The sequence below is a fragment of the Methylomonas sp. LL1 genome (assembly GCF_015711015.1).
Lineage (GTDB): Bacteria > Pseudomonadota > Gammaproteobacteria > Methylococcales > Methylomonadaceae > Methylomonas.
The window spans coordinates 785,414-804,198 of record NZ_CP064653.1; the positions used below are offsets into that span (position 1 = coordinate 785,414).

The 18,785-nt window shown below is 50.5% G+C and carries 15 protein-coding genes; 14 read left to right on the forward strand and 1 reads right to left on the reverse strand.

Translation table 11 applies throughout. The features are described from left to right. Positions 1-7 precede the first annotated feature (7 nt). The 4 genes from IVG45_RS04165 to IVG45_RS04180 all read left to right on the forward strand — a co-directional run bounded on the left by IVG45_RS04165 (position 8) and on the right by IVG45_RS04180 (position 4,383). Positions 8-1,702: a putative porin gene (locus IVG45_RS04165; protein ID WP_196436631.1), complete on the forward strand. Its 1,695-nt coding sequence runs from the start codon at positions 8-10 to the stop codon at positions 1,700-1,702. Positions 1,703-1,714: 12 nt separating this feature from the next. Next, positions 1,715-2,341 carry a hypothetical protein gene (locus IVG45_RS04170; RefSeq protein ID WP_196436632.1) on the forward strand — a complete coding sequence of 209 codons (627 nt, stop codon included), beginning with the start codon at positions 1,715-1,717 and terminating at the stop codon, positions 2,339-2,341. Between the two features lie 67 nt (positions 2,342-2,408). Beyond that, a complete protein-coding gene (locus IVG45_RS04175) occupies positions 2,409-2,615 on the forward strand; it encodes a hypothetical protein (protein WP_196436633.1) in 207 nt (68 codons plus the stop codon). 304 nt (positions 2,616-2,919) lie between these two features. Beyond that, complete coding sequence (locus IVG45_RS04180; protein WP_196436634.1) at positions 2,920-4,383, forward strand: alkaline phosphatase PhoX; 1,464 nt, start codon at positions 2,920-2,922, stop codon at positions 4,381-4,383. Between the two features lie 213 nt (positions 4,384-4,596). Here the strand turns inward: IVG45_RS04180 and dbpA are convergent, their stop codons facing one another. Further along, positions 4,597-5,985, reverse strand: a complete 1,389-nt coding sequence (dbpA, locus tag IVG45_RS04185; protein ID WP_196436635.1) for an ATP-dependent RNA helicase DbpA — start codon at positions 5,983-5,985, stop codon at positions 4,597-4,599. Positions 5,986-6,362: 377 nt separating this feature from the next. Here dbpA and IVG45_RS04190 point away from each other — a divergent pair, with 377 nt between their 5' ends. The 10 genes from IVG45_RS04190 to IVG45_RS04235 all read left to right on the forward strand — a co-directional run bounded on the left by IVG45_RS04190 (position 6,363) and on the right by IVG45_RS04235 (position 18,697). Further along, a complete protein-coding gene (locus tag IVG45_RS04190) occupies positions 6,363-6,938 on the forward strand; it encodes a GspH/FimT family pseudopilin (protein WP_196436636.1) in 576 nt (191 codons plus the stop codon). Between the two features lie 388 nt (positions 6,939-7,326). After that, complete coding sequence (locus tag IVG45_RS04195) at positions 7,327-7,890, forward strand: GspH/FimT family pseudopilin (protein ID WP_196436637.1); 564 nt, start codon at positions 7,327-7,329, stop codon at positions 7,888-7,890. Next, positions 7,887-8,330 (forward strand): type IV pilus modification protein PilV, encoded by a 444-nt coding sequence (gene pilV, locus IVG45_RS04200; RefSeq protein WP_196436638.1) that lies wholly within the window; start codon positions 7,887-7,889, stop codon positions 8,328-8,330. The genes IVG45_RS04195 and pilV overlap by 4 nt, the downstream gene beginning before the upstream one ends. After that, positions 8,327-9,331 (forward strand): PilW family protein, encoded by a 1,005-nt coding sequence (locus IVG45_RS04205; RefSeq protein WP_196436639.1) that lies wholly within the window; start codon positions 8,327-8,329, stop codon positions 9,329-9,331. Before pilV ends, IVG45_RS04205 begins: the two co-directional genes overlap by 4 nt. Continuing rightward, entirely contained in the window at positions 9,328-9,894 is a 567-nt protein-coding gene (locus IVG45_RS04210; RefSeq protein WP_196436640.1) for a pilus assembly PilX family protein, read from the forward strand. Before IVG45_RS04205 ends, IVG45_RS04210 begins: the two co-directional genes overlap by 4 nt. A gap of 17 nt (positions 9,895-9,911) precedes the next feature. After that, positions 9,912-14,681, forward strand: a complete 4,770-nt coding sequence (locus IVG45_RS04215) for a PilC/PilY family type IV pilus protein (protein ID WP_196436641.1) — start codon at positions 9,912-9,914, stop codon at positions 14,679-14,681. A 98-nt stretch (positions 14,682-14,779) separates the two neighbouring features. Continuing rightward, positions 14,780-15,202 carry a type IV pilin protein gene (locus IVG45_RS04220; protein ID WP_330165380.1) on the forward strand — a complete coding sequence of 141 codons (423 nt, stop codon included), beginning with the start codon at positions 14,780-14,782 and terminating at the stop codon, positions 15,200-15,202. A 491-nt stretch (positions 15,203-15,693) separates the two neighbouring features. Next, a complete protein-coding gene (locus IVG45_RS04225) occupies positions 15,694-16,056 on the forward strand; it encodes a response regulator (protein ID WP_230874747.1) in 363 nt (120 codons plus the stop codon). A 43-nt stretch (positions 16,057-16,099) separates the two neighbouring features. After that, the gene (locus IVG45_RS04230; protein WP_196436642.1) at positions 16,100-18,172 is read left to right on the forward strand and encodes a chemotaxis protein CheA; all 2,073 of its coding nucleotides are present in this window, start codon (positions 16,100-16,102) and stop codon (positions 18,170-18,172) included. Positions 18,173-18,184: 12 nt separating this feature from the next. Continuing rightward, a complete protein-coding gene (locus IVG45_RS04235; RefSeq protein WP_196436643.1) occupies positions 18,185-18,697 on the forward strand; it encodes a chemotaxis protein CheW in 513 nt (170 codons plus the stop codon). Positions 18,698-18,785: the final 88 nt, after the last annotated feature.

Sequence of the window (18,785 nt, forward strand, 5' to 3'; positions counted from 1 at the left end):
TAAACAAATGGCGAATAACAAACAGCTGATGGCCTTGGCGCTGTCCGGGCTGATCGGCGTCGCGCACGCCGGTGAAAAGGAAGAATTGCTCAAGTTGCGCAATACCACGACCAGTTTGATCAAACAATTGGTCAAGCAGGGCGTGATTACCGACCAGATGGCTAATGAGATGATCAAGCAGGCTGAAGCCGATGCCGAGCAGCAAGTGGCTGAAGCCAAGGCGGCCGGCGTTAAGGAAGCGGTGCCGGCCGATGAAGTGCGGGTGGCGTATGTGCCTGATTTTGTCAAGGATGAGATTCGCCAGCAAGTGCGTAGCGAATTGCGCGAGGAAGTGGTTGGCGACGTGATGCAAAAAGCCAAGAACGAACAATGGGGCTTGCCGAATGCGTTGCCGGAATGGACCAAGCGCTTCAAATTGTCGGGCGATATACGGTTGCGCTCGCAGCATGAGTTCATGGCCAAGGATAATATCGCCAACTCATACTTCGATTATTCGGCTATCAATGATGCCGGCGGTTTTTTCAGTGCGGGCCAGGATGCGTTTTTGAACACAACCCACGACAGACAGAGATTCAGGGAACGTTTTCGCCTGGGTATCGATGCCAAGATTACCGATGGCTTGAGCGCCGGTATGCGTCTGGCAACCGGCAATCTGCGCGATCCGGTTTCCACCAATCAGACCTTGGGCAACACCGGTCAAAAATACGAATTCGACGTCGACAGAGCTTACTTGAAATACGAAAACTTAGATGACAACAAGTTTAAATGGCTCGAATTGGCGGGCGGCCGCATCAAAAACCCTTGGTATACGGGAGGGGGAGAGTTCACCGGCGGTAGCGAAATGGTTTGGGATACCGACTTGTCATTCGAAGGGGCGGCCGGCACCATCCGCTATAATTTACAAGATACCGATGGCTTGGTTTCCGCCGGCGATGCGGCAAGATCCTTATTCCTGACCGCGGGAGCATTTCCCTTGCAGGAATTTGCGCGGACTAACGACAAATGGTTGTTTGGCGGTCAGGCCGGTATCGATTGGGGATTCGACAATCAAGATAACTTGAAAGTCGGTGTGGCCTATTACGATTATGTCAATATCCAAGCCCAGCAGAATAAAACCAAGATCGGCACTTGCGATCTGAATACGTTTGATAATAATGCCTCCAGGCCGGAGTTTATGCAGGGAGGCAACACCTTGGCAACTATTTGCCGCGAGGGTGACAGGGATAATCCTTTAACCAGTCCGGGCATGGTTGGCTTGGCATCGGATTTTAATATTGTCAATCTGAATGCTTCTTATGATATAGCCCTGTTTGCGCCTTATCATCTAAGATTCAGCGGCGATTATGCCAAAAACATCGGTTTCGATAAGACAGAAGTTAGCCGGCTCTACGGTCAAACTGTCGAGGATAAAACCAGCGCTTGGCAGTTTCGCGCTGATTTCGGTTGGCCGAAGGTTCAACTAGCGGGCAATTGGAATCTGTTTGCAGCCTATAAATATGTCGAGCGCGATGCGGTGCTGGATGCTTTTACCGACTCCGATTTTCATTTGGGCGGCACCAATACCAAGGGTTGGTTTGTCGGTGCTAACTACGGCTTGATGAAAAACGTCTGGTTGAGCGGCCGCTGGTTGACTGCCGACATCATTACAGGTCCGCCGTATGGCGTCGATGTGCTGCAAATCGACATCAATACTCAATTCTAGGTGGGTATCGGGATGCGTAAATGGGTAATCAATTCGTTGGTCGTGCTGTTGCTAGGAAGTCTATGTCACCCGATAGCGTTGGCGGCCCCGCGCGAAGCCAACAAAAACGATGGCGCGATATTAAAACTGCAAGCCATGGTCAAAAGCCTGACCGGCGAGCGAGACGCCGCCAAGTCCGAGGCCGCTCGATTGGCGGCGGAAGTCGAGCAGCTGAAGCAGGACCATGCGCGGGCGGTTGCGGCCAAGGAGCAACTGGGTAGCGAATTATCGGCCCAAAAAAACAGCAATGGCGAAGTGCGCGGCAGGTTGGATCAAGCTCACGCCAAATTGCTGGAGATGATCGAAAAACATAAGCAAATCAGCCAGGATAAATCCGAACTTGGTAACCAACTGACTCAATTAAAGGCCAAACAGGAAGCCACCGACCAGCAATTGTCGGTATGCGGTCAACATAATGTTAAACTCTACCAGTCAGGTAAGGAATTGTTGGAACGGTATCAGAACAAAGGCACTTTAGCCGGTTTGTTGCAGGATGAGCCGCTGCTGCAATTCAATAGCGTGGAGATGGAAACTATCATGCAGGATTATCAGGACAAGCTGAATGACGGTCGGTATAGACTGGATGCCGAAGTGAATTGATTTTCTTTGCGGATGTGTTTCGATACAATATTTATTCATCAATAGATCAATGGCTTAGGAAAAAATCATGTCTTCGGATGATTCAAAAAACAGCAGAAAAAAGATTGCCTTGACCGAGCATACCTATGACCGATTAAAGACATTCTCAAGATTTAATGGCTTGAAGACTCGCGTTTTTATCGACGCCATGGTCGATGTCGTGTTGCAGGACGAAGAGTTGAGTAAACGGGTCGTTGAGATGACATTGGAAAATCAGGCTAGCGATAAGGAATAAAGCGTAAGCGATTGAAACATAATAATTTCTTAAATTATCGCCATCCTGGCGGCTGTACGCCCGTACCTTGGCCGCCAAGTTTTGAACCCTAAGCGGTAAACCTTCATTTGCCATTTTGGCTTTCATGTCCCGCAAGTCAATCTGACTACAAGCACGTCAGCCTTGTATTACATTTCTTGAAAAATTAACCGAGCTGTAAAATTCATTTCTTATGAGCTGGTTAACATTCTTTCCGCAAATCCTGTGAATCAGCTATTTGCGGAACACACAAAACTTAACCCATTTTGCTCAGGAATGTATAACCATGAAGGCTTTTAAATTAACTCTGATTGCCGCGGCAGTGGCATCTCTGGTGTCGCCCTTGGCGGCGCAAGCGGCTGATACCGAGTTTGACAATTTCACCCCCATGACCGGTGATACCACACCGATGAACCCCGGCTCGGCCACACCGTACAAATTGTCTTCGCCTAATTTCAGCCAACAAACCATTGCCGACCGTGCGACCCAAAACGCTTTAGTGCCAGGATCAAATTCCGGCAACTGGGATATGATTGCCGCCAACGAAACGGGCCCTAACGCCGGCCGTTACTTGTTCATGCCATGGGAAATATTTTCTACCACGGCGCCTACTAAAGCCGGTGTTCAACGTATCGATTTGCAGGATAGCAACTATAACACCCGCACCACCACTATCGTGGCTGCCGGTACACAGAATTTCTCTTCCGGCGATGCTTCCCGCTGGACACCCTGGGGCGGTTATCTGACCGCTGAAGAAAGCTGGGGAACAGGTAGCACTGCCGGTCGCCTGTTTGAAATCACCGATCCAACCACGGCGGCGGCTAATAGCGCCAATTTCGTGCAACGTAGCGTGATTCCACGCGTTTCACATGAAGGCTTGGCTTTCGACAGCAACAATAGTCTGTATTTCGTCGACGAATTGAACGGCGGTTCGATCTATAAATATGTTTCGGCCAATCCTTTCGCTAGCACCGGTAATGACTTTTTCGCGGCCGGTCAAACCTTTGCGATGAAAGTGGGTAATGGCGGCCAGTTCGAAGGCAACAATGCCGCGGCAATTACTGGTTTGGCTTCTTGGGAGGCTATCACTGACCTAACTGGCGCCGCGCTGGCTGGCGTTTCCACCGTATTGGCCGATGGAACCATCGATGGTCGCGCGTCGGCGGACAATGCCAATGTGTTGGGCACTGGCTTCAACCGTCCCGAAGACCTGGAAATCCAGACTCTGGCTAACGGTGATCAATTCCTGTACTTCACCACCACCGATTCCGATGACAATGCCAACAGCGGTGACGGACGCGGCCGGGTGTATTCATTTAATCTGACCAGCTATGAGGTCAAACTGTTTGCCGATAGCCACACCACGGACGCAGCCACGGGCCTTGAGGCCGGAGTGGCTTTCAAAAACCCCGACAATCTGGCCATTGATTCCGAAGGTAACATCTATATCGTCGAAGATCAGGATGGCGGTGTCGAAGATGTCTGGTACGCTCTGGATGCCGACCGTGACGGTGTTGCCGAATCCGTTTCCAAATGGATCAGCCTGACGACTCAAGGCGCTGAAAGCACCGGTCTGTATTTTGACAAGTTCAATGCTAATAAAGCCTATATCAACGTTCAGCATCCCGCCGATGGTATCGACCGGACGATTGAACTGACTGCCGCGCCGGTTCCTGTTCCTGGCGCCGCCTGGTTGTTCGGAAGCGCGATCATGGGCTTTCTGGGCGTTAAACGTCGTAACAAAGCCTGATTGATAAACGGGCAAGGACGTCCGTCAAATCAATTACCGAAAGCGGCGGCAAGTGAGTCTTGTCGCCGCTTTTTTGTATGGCATAGGCTGCGATAGCCATTAACCCCCACAGCCTCGGCCACGGACGGAGTCACCATCACCACAATTGCCACTGTAGAACCCGGACCAAGCAAAACCGAACAGGATGATAGGGAGATTCGTGATTACACCAGGCTAACTCCAGTGCGATTTATGCACGTTAAAGTTGCGGCCTTTGATCTTGCCGTTTCTTAAACAAGTCAGCGCCTTATCGGCACTTTCGCGTTTTATGGCAACGTAGGCTTGTTTGTCGAATATATCGATTTTGCCGACTTCACTGCCGGCTATGCCCGCCGTGCCGGTCAATGCGCCCAAAATATCGCCTGGACGAACTTTCTGCTTGCGGCCGCCATCGATCCACAACGTCACCATTGGCGGCTGGAAGCGTTGTTCATAGGCCAATTTAAAAGGCGCCACTTCGTCCCAGCGGGCGGATAGGGTTTGAAAGTCTTCAATGGCCTTAACCCGATTCAGTTCCGCCTCGGTACAAAGACTGAGCGCCAGTCCTTTTTTGCCGGCCCGGCCGGTTCGGCCGATACGGTGCAAGTAAACTTCCGCGTCCCAGGGCAGTTCGTAATTGATCACGGCTTGCATGTCGTGAATATCCAACCCTCTAGCGGCTACATCGGTCGCGACGAGTACCGAGCAACTCTTGTTGGCGAAGCGAACCAGTATCTGGTCACGGTCTTTTTGTTCCAAATCGCCATGCAAGGCTTGCACCGAAAAACCGCAATTGGCCAGCGTATCGGCCACGTCCTGGCATTCGCGCTTGGTGTTGCAAAACACCACGGTCGATTCAGGACGATGATAGGCCAGTAAATAACCCAATGCGTTCAGTCTGTGGGCTTTGTCTATTTTGTGAAAACGTTGTTCGATCACATTGTCGTGATGGCTGGTGTCGATGCTGACCGAAACCGGTTTGAACTGAAACCTTTGGCTCATTTCTCGGATAGGGTCGGCATAAGTCGCCGAAAACAGCAGGGTTTGCCGGTGGCTGGGGGCGTGGGAAATGACATCGGTGACGATGTCGGAAAAGCCCATGTCCAACATACGGTCGGCCTCGTCCAGCACCAAGACTTTCAAATGATCCAGACGCAGGCTGTGTTTTTGCAGATGTTCCTGCAAGCGGCCCGGCGTGCCTACCACCACATGCACGCCATGTTCCAGCGAGTCGCGTTGTGGAGCAAACGGCGTTCCGCCACTCAAGGCCAATATTTTGATGTTTTGGGTAAAACGGGCCAGCCGGCGAATCTCCTTGCAGACCTGGTCGGCCAGTTCGCGGGTGGGGCATACCACCAGGGCTTGCACTTTAAAGCGGCTTAAATCCAACCGGGATAACAGGCCGATGGCAAAGGCCGCGGTTTTACCGCTCCCGGTTTTGGCTTGGGCAATCACATCGCGGCCTTCCAGGATGTGCGGCAGACTTTCGGCTTGTATCGGCGTTTGCCGGCTGTAACCCAGCGATTCGATGTTTTCGAGCAGGGCGGGTTTTAACGGCAAACAGGAAAATTCAGGAGTATTCACAAAGGTTCTAATTTCAAGGAGATACGGCGGATTGCCGTTATTCGATTGGCAATCATATCAGGGATGCATCACAGGGAGGCTAAAGTGATCAATTTTTTCATCAACTCGCCCCGACTGTGCCTATGCATTTTTGCATAGTGTGTAAGGACCGTTTGGAAAGAAGAGGGCAGAGCAATGCTGTTTTGAGAACGCAGCGGCGTATACAAATAACTAGTAATTTATGTTTGTAACTTTCATTAACGATTGCCTGTGTCTATACTAAAAGCCTGTTCAGGAATACCAAATATGAGCTTTAATCAAGGTGTTTCTGCAATGTCATGCCAAATAGATCGGGGGACGTTTGGCGTTAATTACCTAGTTAATTAAGTGATTCAATTATGACTATGCGCTCCCATCGTTTGTTCGGCTTCAGCCTGATTGAGCTGATAATCACCATGACCATTGGCGTGATACTTTTAGGCAGTGCCATGCCCAGTCTGACTTCCGGCATTGTCAGCAACCGATTGACCTCAAACGCCAACGATCTGGTGGTTGCGTTGAATTTCGCCCGCAGCGAGGCGATCAAGCGTGGTCAGCATGTAGTCATTCGGAAAACCGGTGAAAATTGGGAAAATGGCTGGCAGGTGTTTGTCGATATTGATCGAACAAGCGACGCAAGAAAAAACCTGTTAGATGCCGGCACGGATGTAGAACTGAGAACGAGTTCGGCGCTTCCCGATAGATATACCTTGAGAGGCAATAACAATTTTGTCAGCTTCATCCGTTATCAACCGGACGGAACCAGTAATAGATTCGGTAGTTTCGCCATTTGCGAAGGTGGTAACATCCGAGGAGCCAAACTCGTCATAGTCAATTCAGTCGGTCGGGCACGGATGGCGCCCGATGCCGATCATGACGGTGTTCCGGAAAAAGAAGATGGCAGCGAAATCGGCTCATGTACCAGCGGGTTCTAATAAAGTAGTCTAAAAAACAGGGTTTTTAGGATTGGTCCTGGAGAGCCATGCTATGCTAACAGCGTGCTTGGTTAGCCGATGTCCAATTTGGATAAGAGCTAAAAACTATCACTTATCAGCTATGTTGATACGATGAGCTAAACCTGTCCGCTATAAATCCATTATGTGTTGCTCTTCACATTCATCGACTAGCGCCTATACTAGCATCCTGTTCCAGGATTTAGACGAATAAGGCATGGGTTGTGTTTCTTATTCGATTTTCAGGGGGCATGGTTTAAAACTTTTCAAGACGTGGCCGTCCGGCTCAATATTCTGGCAACACATGCAGATTAGGATCGATAACAATGTTTCCCCGGCGCATAGCGCGTGCTCAGGAGATTTGCCCATTATGAATAAACAGCACGGTGTTACCTTGATCGAGCTGATGATCGCTCTAGCGGTGCTATCAATATTATTGAGCATTGCCGTGCCTAGCTTTCGCCAGTCCATCATTAGTAATCGATTGACCACGGTGACCAATGAATTCATGGCTGCGATCAACTTTGCCCGTTCAGAAGCGATCAAATTAGGTCAAAGCGTCACCTTGTGTAAAAGCACTGATGGCAGTTCTTGCTCGACGGTGAATACGGTTTATTGGGAAGACGGCTGGATCGTTTTTGCCGATGCCAATGCGGACGGCGACTTGGATGTCGGTGAAACTCTATTAAGGGTATGGCCGGCGCTTCAACCCCCTTATAGCTTGCGATCTTCTGCATTCCCCAATTTTCTACGCTATAACCCGCAAGGCGCGGCCAGTAACAACGGCAACTTTGCCGCTTGTCACGATAGTGCGGAAGTGGGAGCCAAGGCGGTGATTATCACCCGTGTCCGTCCAAGGCAGGGAGTCGATGGCAATAACGATCGAATCCCCGAAACCGACAGTGGTAATATTAGCTCGTGTGAAAGCCCATGAAATCCTTATCCATTTCCCGTAATAGCGGTTTTTCCATGATCGAAGTGCTGATTGCCGTCTTGATCCTGGCCGTCGGCTTGCTGGGCGTTGCGGCACTACAGACTAACGCCCTGAAAAATAACCAGAGCGCCTTGCAACGCAGTCAAGCCACCATGTTGAGTTATTACATGATGGATGCGATGCGCGCCAACCGAGCAGTCGCCTTGCTGGGTTCCTATAATCTAACCAAGACCTGTTCGGCACCTTCGGCCGGAACGCTGATTACCAACGACCAAATAGCCTGGATCAATGCCTTGAAAGCGAATTTGGGCAATCAGTCCAGTACCTGCGGCGAAATTACCTGCAATACCAACTCCTGCACCGTCAAGGTTTACTGGGATGATAGCCGAAGTGTTGGCGGTGGAAGTAGTCAGGTCGTCGAAATTGCGAGTCGCATATGAACTTACATTCAATAAACTTGCGCAAAAATAGCGGTTTTAGCCTGGTTGAGCTGATGATAGCCTTGCTATTGGGTTTATTTCTGATTGGCGGCGTAATTAGCGTGTTTCTGTCTAATCGGGTCGCTTACCGGCAAAACGAAAATCTGGCCCGGATTCAAGAGAACGCCCGTTATGCCTTCGAAGTAATGGGAAGGGACATTCGGGAAGCCGGCGGAATTGCCTGCGGCAGCAACCTGTTGACCGCCAACGTGCTGAATGACAAAAGCACTACTTGGTGGGCCAACTGGGGCGATGGCCTGCAGGGTTATGAAGGCGATGAAACCTTGCCGGCCAAGGCAAACGGTACCGGCGCCACCGACAGAGTAGCGGGTACCGATGCCGTCGTCATTCACACTGGCACCGATGATAATGGCGTTACCATCACCGAGCACAACCCAGCATCAGCACAATTCAAGGTTAATACCACCGCTCATGGCATCGTGGATGGCGATGTGTTGCTGGTCTGCGATTACAAGCAGGCGGCAATTTTTCAGACCACCAACGCCAGCAGCACCAATGTCACTATTGTGCACAACACGGGTACTGGTACGCCTGGCAACTGCAGCAAGGGTTTGGGATACCCCACCGTTTGCACCGCGCTTGGCACGCCTTATACCTTTGAGGGGGGAGGCTTGATGACCAAGCTGGCCGCTAATGCTTGGTACATCGGTTTCAACGGTCGCGGCGGACGATCGTTGTATCGGGTCAGCGGCACACCGACTCCCGTAGCCGAGGAAATCGCCGAAGGCGTCACCGATCTTCAAATCCAGTACCTTGCCAAGGACGCAGGCGGTAGTTTGCCGGCCAGTTATGTCGATGCCGACGCTATCACCGACTGGACGCGAGTCGTGGCAACGCGGCTGGTTTTTACCATTCAGTCCTTGGAAAACGTCGGTACCGACGCTCAACCGTTGGAGCGTACCTGGAATGTCGTGGTCAGTTTAAGGAACCGAGTATCATGAAAGCCCTAACTCCCTCGCCAATAGCGCAACAAGGCGTCGCATTATTTGTTTCGTTGATGATGTTGATACTGGTCACACTGATCGGAGTGGCCGGGGTACGCATGGTCAGCCTGGAGGAAAAAATGGCTGGTAATAGCTACGACCGTAATTTGGCATTTCAGGCGGCGGAGGCGGCACTACGCGAAGCTGAAAAATATGCGGAAGATAACAAGCCCACGCCCGCGTATACCGATGCCGACGCTACTTGTCCAACCAGTCCCAGCTCCATCGATAATTGCACCAGTGGGGTCTGTCCCACACCTGACCATGATTGTGTCTCGCGCTGGGAGGACTCGACCTTTACCGGTTGGACTGATATCAGCAGCAGTCTGGAAACTCTACTGGGCACAATGGCCGGAGATGCGCCGCAATATTTCATCGAATACCTGGGCAATACGTTTAACTGTAGCGATGGCGGTGCCTCGGATCCTAAAAACTGTAAACGTTACCGGGTCACGGCACGCAGTCATCCTGCTACCGGACGCGCCACGGTGGTTTTGCAATCGGTATATGCCACCAATTAATTCAAGAGGAAGCCATCATGAAACCGCATAACTCCTCGCATATTTTCGCTTGGCTGACTAGCCTTCTCGGTTGCTGTTTTATTTTGTTGACTGCGCCGGCCCATGCCGAATTAATTTTGCCGAACACCCCGCTGGCGGTCAGCGTGTCAGCCACGCCCTTGACGCTGCTGACGGCTAGCCGAGATCACAAACTCTATTACGAGGCCTACAACGATGCTTCCGATTTGAACGGCGACGGTTTTCTGGATATTGGCTATAAGCCGGCCATTACCTATTACGGCTACTTCGATTCGTATAAATGTTACAACTACAACTCTGGCGTATTCGAACCGGTTTATCTGACCATCACTAAAACCTGCAGTCTGAATACTGGCGAATGGAGTGGCGACTACCTGAATTATCTGACCATGACCCGGATGGATGCCTTACGCCGGGTTTTGTATGGCGGCTATCGCAGTACCGACGATGCCGGAGTCACCATCCTGGAACGCGCATTCATTCCTCAAGACGCCCATAGCTGGGGTAAGGAATATACCAGCACCACCTTGGATGGTTACAACATTAGCGACTATACCCCGCTGTCGCAACCTAGCAGCGGCAAGCGGCATATTTTCGCCAACACCACCTTGTACGGTACCTCCGCCCCTTTGTTGCGGGTTTTGACCAATAGCTCCTATCGGGTCTGGGAATGGCTTTCGATAGAACGGCCAGTGGCAGGCACCCAATGCGCCACCGGAAACAACAGCCGGGCTGACTGTGCCGGAGCAGCAAGCACCGTCAATACTTCGCATCCGTCCAACCATGATACATTCGCGACATTAGTTTCTACCTTTGCCAATGCCGACCACTTAACCAGCACTGGCTCGATCTCGACTATCAATGTTAATGCAAACTCGGGCGATAACTACATCACCGTGATTAGCGGAACGCTGACCATTAAAAGCGGTGAGCAAGGCGACTATGAGTTTGCAGTCGACGGTGACGATGCCGTGGAAGTCAGTATCGATGGGAGTGTAGTGGTGGGTTGGTACGATGGCCATGGCAAGTGCAATTGCAAAACCCATACAGCGACTGTTACTTTAACTAGAGGTGTTCATACCATCACGTTTTGGCATGAAGAAGTGTTCGGAGATGACAATTATTACTTATATTGGAAGAGACCTAGCCAAGATTGGGCGATTGTTCCAGCCTTGGATGATGGTCGAGGGCTTTCGAATTTAACCCGATCCACCTACAACAGAACTACCTCGTCTGGTTCGGTCATGACTGACTACACGGTCCGGGTCAAAACCTGCGTATCCGGCTTGTTGGAGCCTGAATGCCGTGGCTATCCGACCGGTGCTCCAACCGCCTACAAACCCATCGGCATCCTGCAACAATACGGCGAAGACGACAGCATGGCCTTCGGCTTGATGACAGGCTCTTATGCCAAAAATACCTCGGGCGGGGTGCTGCGTAAAAATCTGTCGTCACTAACAGACGAAATTAATCTGACCAGCGGGCGCCTGAGTGCCACGGTGGGCGTGATTAAGACGCTGAATCAATTGAAAATCACCGGATTTGGCTCCGGCTACTCTTATGATCAAAATTGCGGCGTGCCTGAAGTTACCGATAGCTTGAGCGAAGGCCGCTGCCGGATGTGGGGTAACCCGATTGCCGAGATCATGTACGAAGGCGTGCGCTATCTGGCCGGTAAGACTACACCAACGGCGGCTTTCGCTATTGCCGACTCCGGCAATGACGATGCCGACCTGGGCTTGCCGAAACCGGCCTGGCTAGACCCTTATCGAACCGAGGGCGGTTATCCCTATTGCGCTAAACCTTCGCAAATTGTCATTAGCGATATTGATCCCAATTTTGATACTGATCAAATGCCCGGCCGTTACGAGTATACGGCCCCGGCTACCATGGCCAGTTTCAGTGGGGATACCAGTTTAAATACTCATGCCATCAATGTCAGCGGATTGGGCGACCTGATCTGGACTGGCGAATTCGGTAGCGGTGTCAGCAAGAATTTATTCATAGGCCAGTCGCAAAATAACTACGATGGCGCGCCTACCGCTAAATCCGCCAATAGTTTTGGCAATATCCGCGGTCTTGCGCCGGAGGAGCCTTCGCAGCAAGGGGGATACTATGCCGCCAGCATTGCACACTTTGCCAAAAACAACGACATTCACGCTATCACGGGTTCGCAGAAAGTCGACACTTACAGCATCGCCCTAGCGTCGCCCAAGCCTCGCATAGAGTTTCCGATTGGTGACCATGTTGTTTCCTTGGTACCCTTTGGTAAAACAGTAGGTGGAATACCGGATGAGTGTAAAACCACCAAGCCACCCGAGGAACCTCTTCCTATCGACCGAACTGCGGGGGCTTATCAGCCAACCAACACCATCGTGGATTTTTATGTATTGGCGTTCAAGAACACCAATGCCGGCAATCAAGACGCTAGCGTCAATAGCGGCAGGCCGTATGCCAAGTTCAGGATTAATTACGAGGATTCCGAATATGGCTCCGACCACGACATGGATGCGATCGTCGAATATGAACTGACCGCCACCTCCAACCACACACTCGATGTCAAGTTGACTTCGGATTATGCGGCGGGTGGCTGTATTCAGCACATGGGGTATGTGATCTCCGGTACTACCGCCGATGGGACTTACCTGGATGTGCGTGATTCGGATACATCGGAAGCACAAGACCTGGATTATTTTCTGGATACACCTAATACGGCGGGTGTCGCTTTGCCGTTAACCAATACACGCACCTTTACGGCGGGAACCTCGGCATCGGCGCAGTTCGTGCCGCATGATCCGCTTTGGTATGCATCCAAGTGGGGTAGTTTTACCGACAGGAATGAAAACGATTTGCCCGATCTGGTTCCCGAGTGGGATGGGAATGCCGATGGGGTGCCCGACACCTATTTTCTGGTGCAAAACCCGTTGAAACTGAAGGAGGCACTAAAGAGGGCTTTCGATAATATTATCGAGCGCACCGGTAGCGCCGGTAACGTAACCTCGAACAGCACCTCGATCTCCACCGATACCCAGGTATTTCAATCGTTGTTCAACACCGCCACCTGGTCGGGTAATTTGTTGGCCTATCCCGTCAGTAGTGCCGGCGTGGGAAGCACGCCGAATTGGCAGGCCAACCAAAACATCCCCATTGAGACCGCTCGTAAAATATTCACTATAAGCAATGGTTCCGCCACTGAGTTTAAGTGGGATCTACTCTCCGCGGCCGACAAAACCGCCTTGGTTAGTGCTAATGTGGTGAGTTTCTTACGTGGCGATCGGAATGGGGAATTACAAAATGGCGGTGCTTTACGTAATCGCACCACCCATGTACTAGGCGACATCGTTCATTCCTCGCCTTATTACGTAAAGGACAATAATACTGTGTTCGTCGGTGCCAATGACGGTATGTTGCATGCTTTCAATGCAGCTACAGGGGTGGAAAGTTTTGCCTATATCCCCAGCGCATTACTGTCGAAGTTGAAAAATTTAAGCGATGTTAATTATGGCTCAACTACCGTGCCGCATGATTATTTTGTCGATGGCGATATCGCTGTTTCGACTCTAGCGGAAACGGCTTCGCATAATTATTTGGTCAGTACCTTGGGTCAGGGCGGCAAGGGCTTGTTCGGCCTGGATGTCACGAGTCCAGGCACTTTTGGCACGAGTAAGGTTTTATGGGAATATTTCAGCACAACGGATCTTGATCTCGGCTATATGCTTGGGCGCCCTGTAATAGCCAAGATGAATAAGGCTAATACAACTGCTGTTATTGTCGGTAATGGCTATAACAGTGCCAGTGGTAAGGCGGTGCTCTATATTTTTAATCTTTCCACCGGCGCCCTCATTAAAAAAATAGATACTCTGGTGTCGGGCGATAACGGCATGGCCTCCCCTGCGGTGTATGACAGCGATAATGACGGCAAGGTCGATGTGATCTATGCCGGTGATTTGAAAGGCAATGTCTGGAAGTTCGATGTCAGCAGCAACAATGAGAATAGTTGGGATGTAGCCTTCAAATCGGGTACCACGCCTGAACCGTTTTTTATTGCCAAGGATGCTTCGGATAACGTCCAACCGATTACGGCACAAATCACCGTCTCGCTCGACAATGTCGCTAGTGATGTGAATGTTGGCAAGCGTTTCATTTTCTTCGGCACCGGTAGTTATCTGCGCACCGCCGATCCCAATGACGAGCATGTGCAAAGCTGGTATGGTTTAATCGATGAAAACCTACAAATTGCCGATCGAAGTGTACTCAAACAACGTACGGTTGTAGATGAAGGAACATTTGCCAGTACCCCTGTGCGTACTTTTTCTGAATCCGTTGCCAATGACATGACGGGTAAAAAAGGTTGGTATACCGATCTGACCGAAACCGATGGCACGGCCGTGGGCGAGCGTATGGTAACGTCCTCCAGGGTGTACCAATTCGCGGAACCGACACTGATTGCCAGCTCCATTATTCCTGTTATCGATCCGTGCATTCCAGGGGGCAGGGGTTATCTGAATGCGGTTAATCCCTGGACCGGTGCCAGACTGGCAATTGGTTTCTTTGATGTCAATGGTAATTCACAGTTCACCGATGACAAGCTAAACGATAATTTGATTGGCTCAGTCGACCTGGGTGTCGGCATGCCCAGCGAGGCCGTAGTGGTGGGTGATCGTTTGGTAGTGGGTGGTTCCGCGGGGCTTATTGAAGATATCAAAATTAATACGGGTATTGTTCCTAACAAGGGCCGGATTTCCTGGCGAGAGTTGATATCGGATTAGGATTTTCACTGCTGCTATAGCATGATCAATCAAACGGCATGTATGCAAGTTGTTCGGCATGAGGCATAGAGATGTACGATTTTAATAGGATTTTTCAAATGCAAAGAAATGTGCTTAAGCCTTCCGGCTTTACACTGGTTGAATTGATGATCGTGGTAGCGATTATCGGTATTCTGGCGGCGATCGCTTACCCATCTTATACTGAACATGTGCGCAAAACCCGGCGTACTACCGCCGAGGCTTGTCTGTTGGAACTGGGTCAGTATATGGAACGTTATTACACGACTAATATGAGTTATGCCAGCGCGACTTTGCCGTCGACCCAGTGCAGAACCGATCTGACCGATTTTTATACATTTGCATTCTCCACCGGCGAGCCGACCGGTTCCACCTATATTATCGAATCCGGTCCAACCGGTGCCCAAGCCAATGATAGATGCGGCACATTGATATTAGATAATACGGGCGACAAAAATATAGTCGATGCTGAAACAGGCCTCACCGCAGCCGATTGTTGGTAGCCAGTCGATCGCTATTCAGTATAATAGCGAAGCCGTTTCATACTCTGTTGGGGAAACTTAGATAGGTCGCCGGTGTAGGAAGGGGCTTTAGCCGCGACCTAGGGCTTATCGTAGCGGCTAAAGCCCCTCCTACACAGACATTCCGGGAAGTTATTTGTTGTCGAATCCTAAGGTAATATCACAAAATCAAAAGGATAGGTTTTGCTTTTTCGTTACTGTTCAGCGCGAAGCACAACTTACCTTCTCCCGCTGGACAAGAGATCGTGCATCATACTGAATAGTTACGTTTTTCTATTAAGCCCGTCTTTCGAGGCGTCAATGAAGACGCGCTCTTATCGCTTTCATTATTAATTTTCGTCCAGGATGATTCCAAGTTGGCTGGCTGTACCGGCCAGCGTAACTGTTGTCAATCGAAATTAAACTATGGTTTCGGATGAAAGATGAGGTAAGATTTTTCGATATATTTTTGGTCAATTTTTTAGGAGTTAATTGTGGCAACGATTCTTGCAGTCGATGATTCTGCATCCATGAGACAGATGGTTTCTTTTACCTTGAAGGGGGCCGGATACAATGTAGTCGAAGCGGTTGATGGCGTGGATGCCTTGAATAAGGCTAAGGCCCAAGCGTTTGATTGTGTTGTTACCGACGTCAATATGCCCAACAAGGACGGCATTCAGTTGATCAAGGAATTGCGGGCATTACCCAACTACAAGTTCACGCCGATGTTGATGCTGACCACCGAGTCGGGCATGGACAAAAAGCAACAAGGTAAGGAAGCCGGCGCCACGGGCTGGATAGTAAAACCGTTTAATCCCGATCAGTTATTAAAAACCATCAACAAAGTCATGGGCTAATTCCCTGAAGCCATCAGAACAGACAATGCGCGGGTAGGGGTCTATGTCAATCGATATGGCGCAATTTCATCAGGTATTCTTCGAGGAAAGTTTCGAGGGCCTGGATGCGATGGAGTCCGGTTTGCTCAATCTTGACATGGGCGATGTAGATGCCGATGAAATCAATACCATTTTTCGAGCGGCCCACTCGATCAAAGGCGGTAGTGGAACTTTTGGATTTACCGCGGTTTCCGACTTTACCCATGTGATGGAAACCTTGCTGGATGAGATGCGCGATGGACGCAGGCAAGTGACTCAGCCGGCGGTGAACGTCTTGCTGGGTTCGGTCGATTGCCTGAGAGAAATGTTGCAAGCCATTCAGAATGGCGGAGAGATCGACCGGCAAACTGTCGATATACATAAGCGGGCTCTGGACCGGGAGCTAAATCATGCCGCTAGCGCCGGCGAAAATGCATCCTCGGAAATTGATCAGGTTGCGTCCGCGCTAAGCGTTTCACGGCATCCATCGGATAGTGCCGAACAGATTTGCGGATGGTCGATTGCCTTTAGCCCTCATCTGCATTTACTGAAAACCGGAAACGAGCCGGTCAGAATGTTCAGGGAGTTGGCAACCCTGGGTGATTTGACCGTGACCGCCGACTTGCATGGGCTTCCCGACATTTATCAGTTGGACCCAGAAGAATGCCATCTTTCATGGAAGCTGGATTTACAAGGCGATGTACCGGCCAGCGAGATTGATGAAATTTTCGATTGGGTGGAGGACGATTGCGATTTAGCCAAACAACCGGTTTTTTCGTCGGTAAATGCCGAACTAGGTCCGCTTGTGGCCGAACCCGCTACAAACCTCGCCGAACCGGTTGCCGCTCCATCGGTTCAAACTCGTCCCGAATCGGTTACGGCGGAAGTCAAGGAACCGAAAAAAGACGAGCAAAAAGCCCCGGCGAAAAGCTCCAGTTCAATCCGGGTGGATACAAGTAAAATCGATACCTTGATCAATATGGTCGGCGAATTGGTGATTACTCAGTCCATGCTGAGTCTGGTCGGCGAGCATTTTGAACTGAGTAAGCTCGATCAGCTGAAAAACGGCCTTTCGCAACTCGAACGCCACACGCGTGAATTGCAAGAAAGCGTGATGAATATACGCATGTTGCCGATCAGTTTTGTGTTTAGCCGTTTTCCGCGCTTGGCGCATGACATTAGCAGCAAACTGGGCAAAAAGATTGAACTGAAATTGGTGGGTGAACATACCGAGGTGGATAAAACCGTGGTGGAGTTGCTCAGCGATCCCCTAGTGCATCTGGTCAGAAATAGTCTGGATCATGGCATTGAAATGCCGGACGTGCGTGTCGCCGCCGGCAAGCCGGAAACCGGCACCGTGACGCTGGAAGCCTATCATCGCGGTGGTAATATTGTGATCGAAGTCAGTGATGACGGTAAAGGTTTGGATAAGGACAAACTTAAAGCCAAAGCCATCGAAAAAGGCCTGATCGAGCCCGATGCCATTCTGACCGACAAGCAAACCTTCGAACTGATTTTCATGCCGGGTTTTTCCACCGCCGAAAAGCTCACGGATATTTCCGGCCGCGGCGTAGGCATGGATGTGGTAAGGCGCAATATTCAGGCTTTGGGGGGCAATATCGAAATTATTTCTACCCTGGGGAAAGGCTCGACTATTTCGATACATCTGCCATTAACCCTGGCGATTCTGGATGGGCAATCGATAGCCGTTGGCGACGAAACCTATATCGTACCGCTGGGTTCCATTATCGAGTCGCTGAATATCAAGGAAGACAGGGTCAATCGGGTAATAGGCAAGGGCGAGACTTTTTTGTTGCGGGGCCAATATCTGCCAATCATACGCATGCACGAAATTTTCAATGTCACTACGGCTAAACACACCAAACTCTCGGAAGGTCTGTTGGTGGTGGTGGAAGGGCAGGGCGTGCGTTGCGGCTTGTTTGTGGATGATTTGTTGGGTCAGCAGCAAGTGGTGATCAAATCGTTGGAGGCCAATTACCGCCGGGTTGAAGGTGTATCGGGGGCAACCATACTGGGCGATGGCTCGGTGGCGCTCATTCTTGATATACCCGGTTTAGTTCGCTTGGCAAACCAGTAAACACGGATCAATATGTCACAGACAGCCGAAATCAGTGAAACAGAACAGGAAAAGAAAACGCAAGCCGCTAGCGCGCAATTTTTGAGTTTTACGCTGGGCAACGAGGAATATGGTGTTGATATTCTGCGGGTTCAGGAAATTCGTAGTTGGGAGCCGGTTTCGCGTATTCCCAATGTGCCGCATTATGAAAAAGGCGTGGTCAATTTGCGCGGTGCCATCGTACCTATCATTGATCTTAGAGAGCGTTTTGATTTGGGCTATAGTCGATACACGCCGTTGACGGTGGTTGTGGTGCTTCAGGCGCGGATTGGCGGCAAATGCCGGGTGATGGGCGTTGTAGTGGATGCGGTGTCGGATGTGATCGATGTCGATAAAAAAAACATCCAGAGCTCGCCTAATTTCGGCGCCAAGGTCAGTACCGAGTTTATCAACGGTTTGGTTGCGGTGAACCAGCGCATGGTGATGTTGTTGGATGTAGACAAATTATTAAAATTAGATGGCGTGGATGAAGACGATGAAAGTTGAAAAATCTGGTAGGAATAGGGTCGGAAATAGTTGCTCGACATCAAGACGTATAGTTGCCGTAATTAGCCTGGGAAACCTACGCGGACTT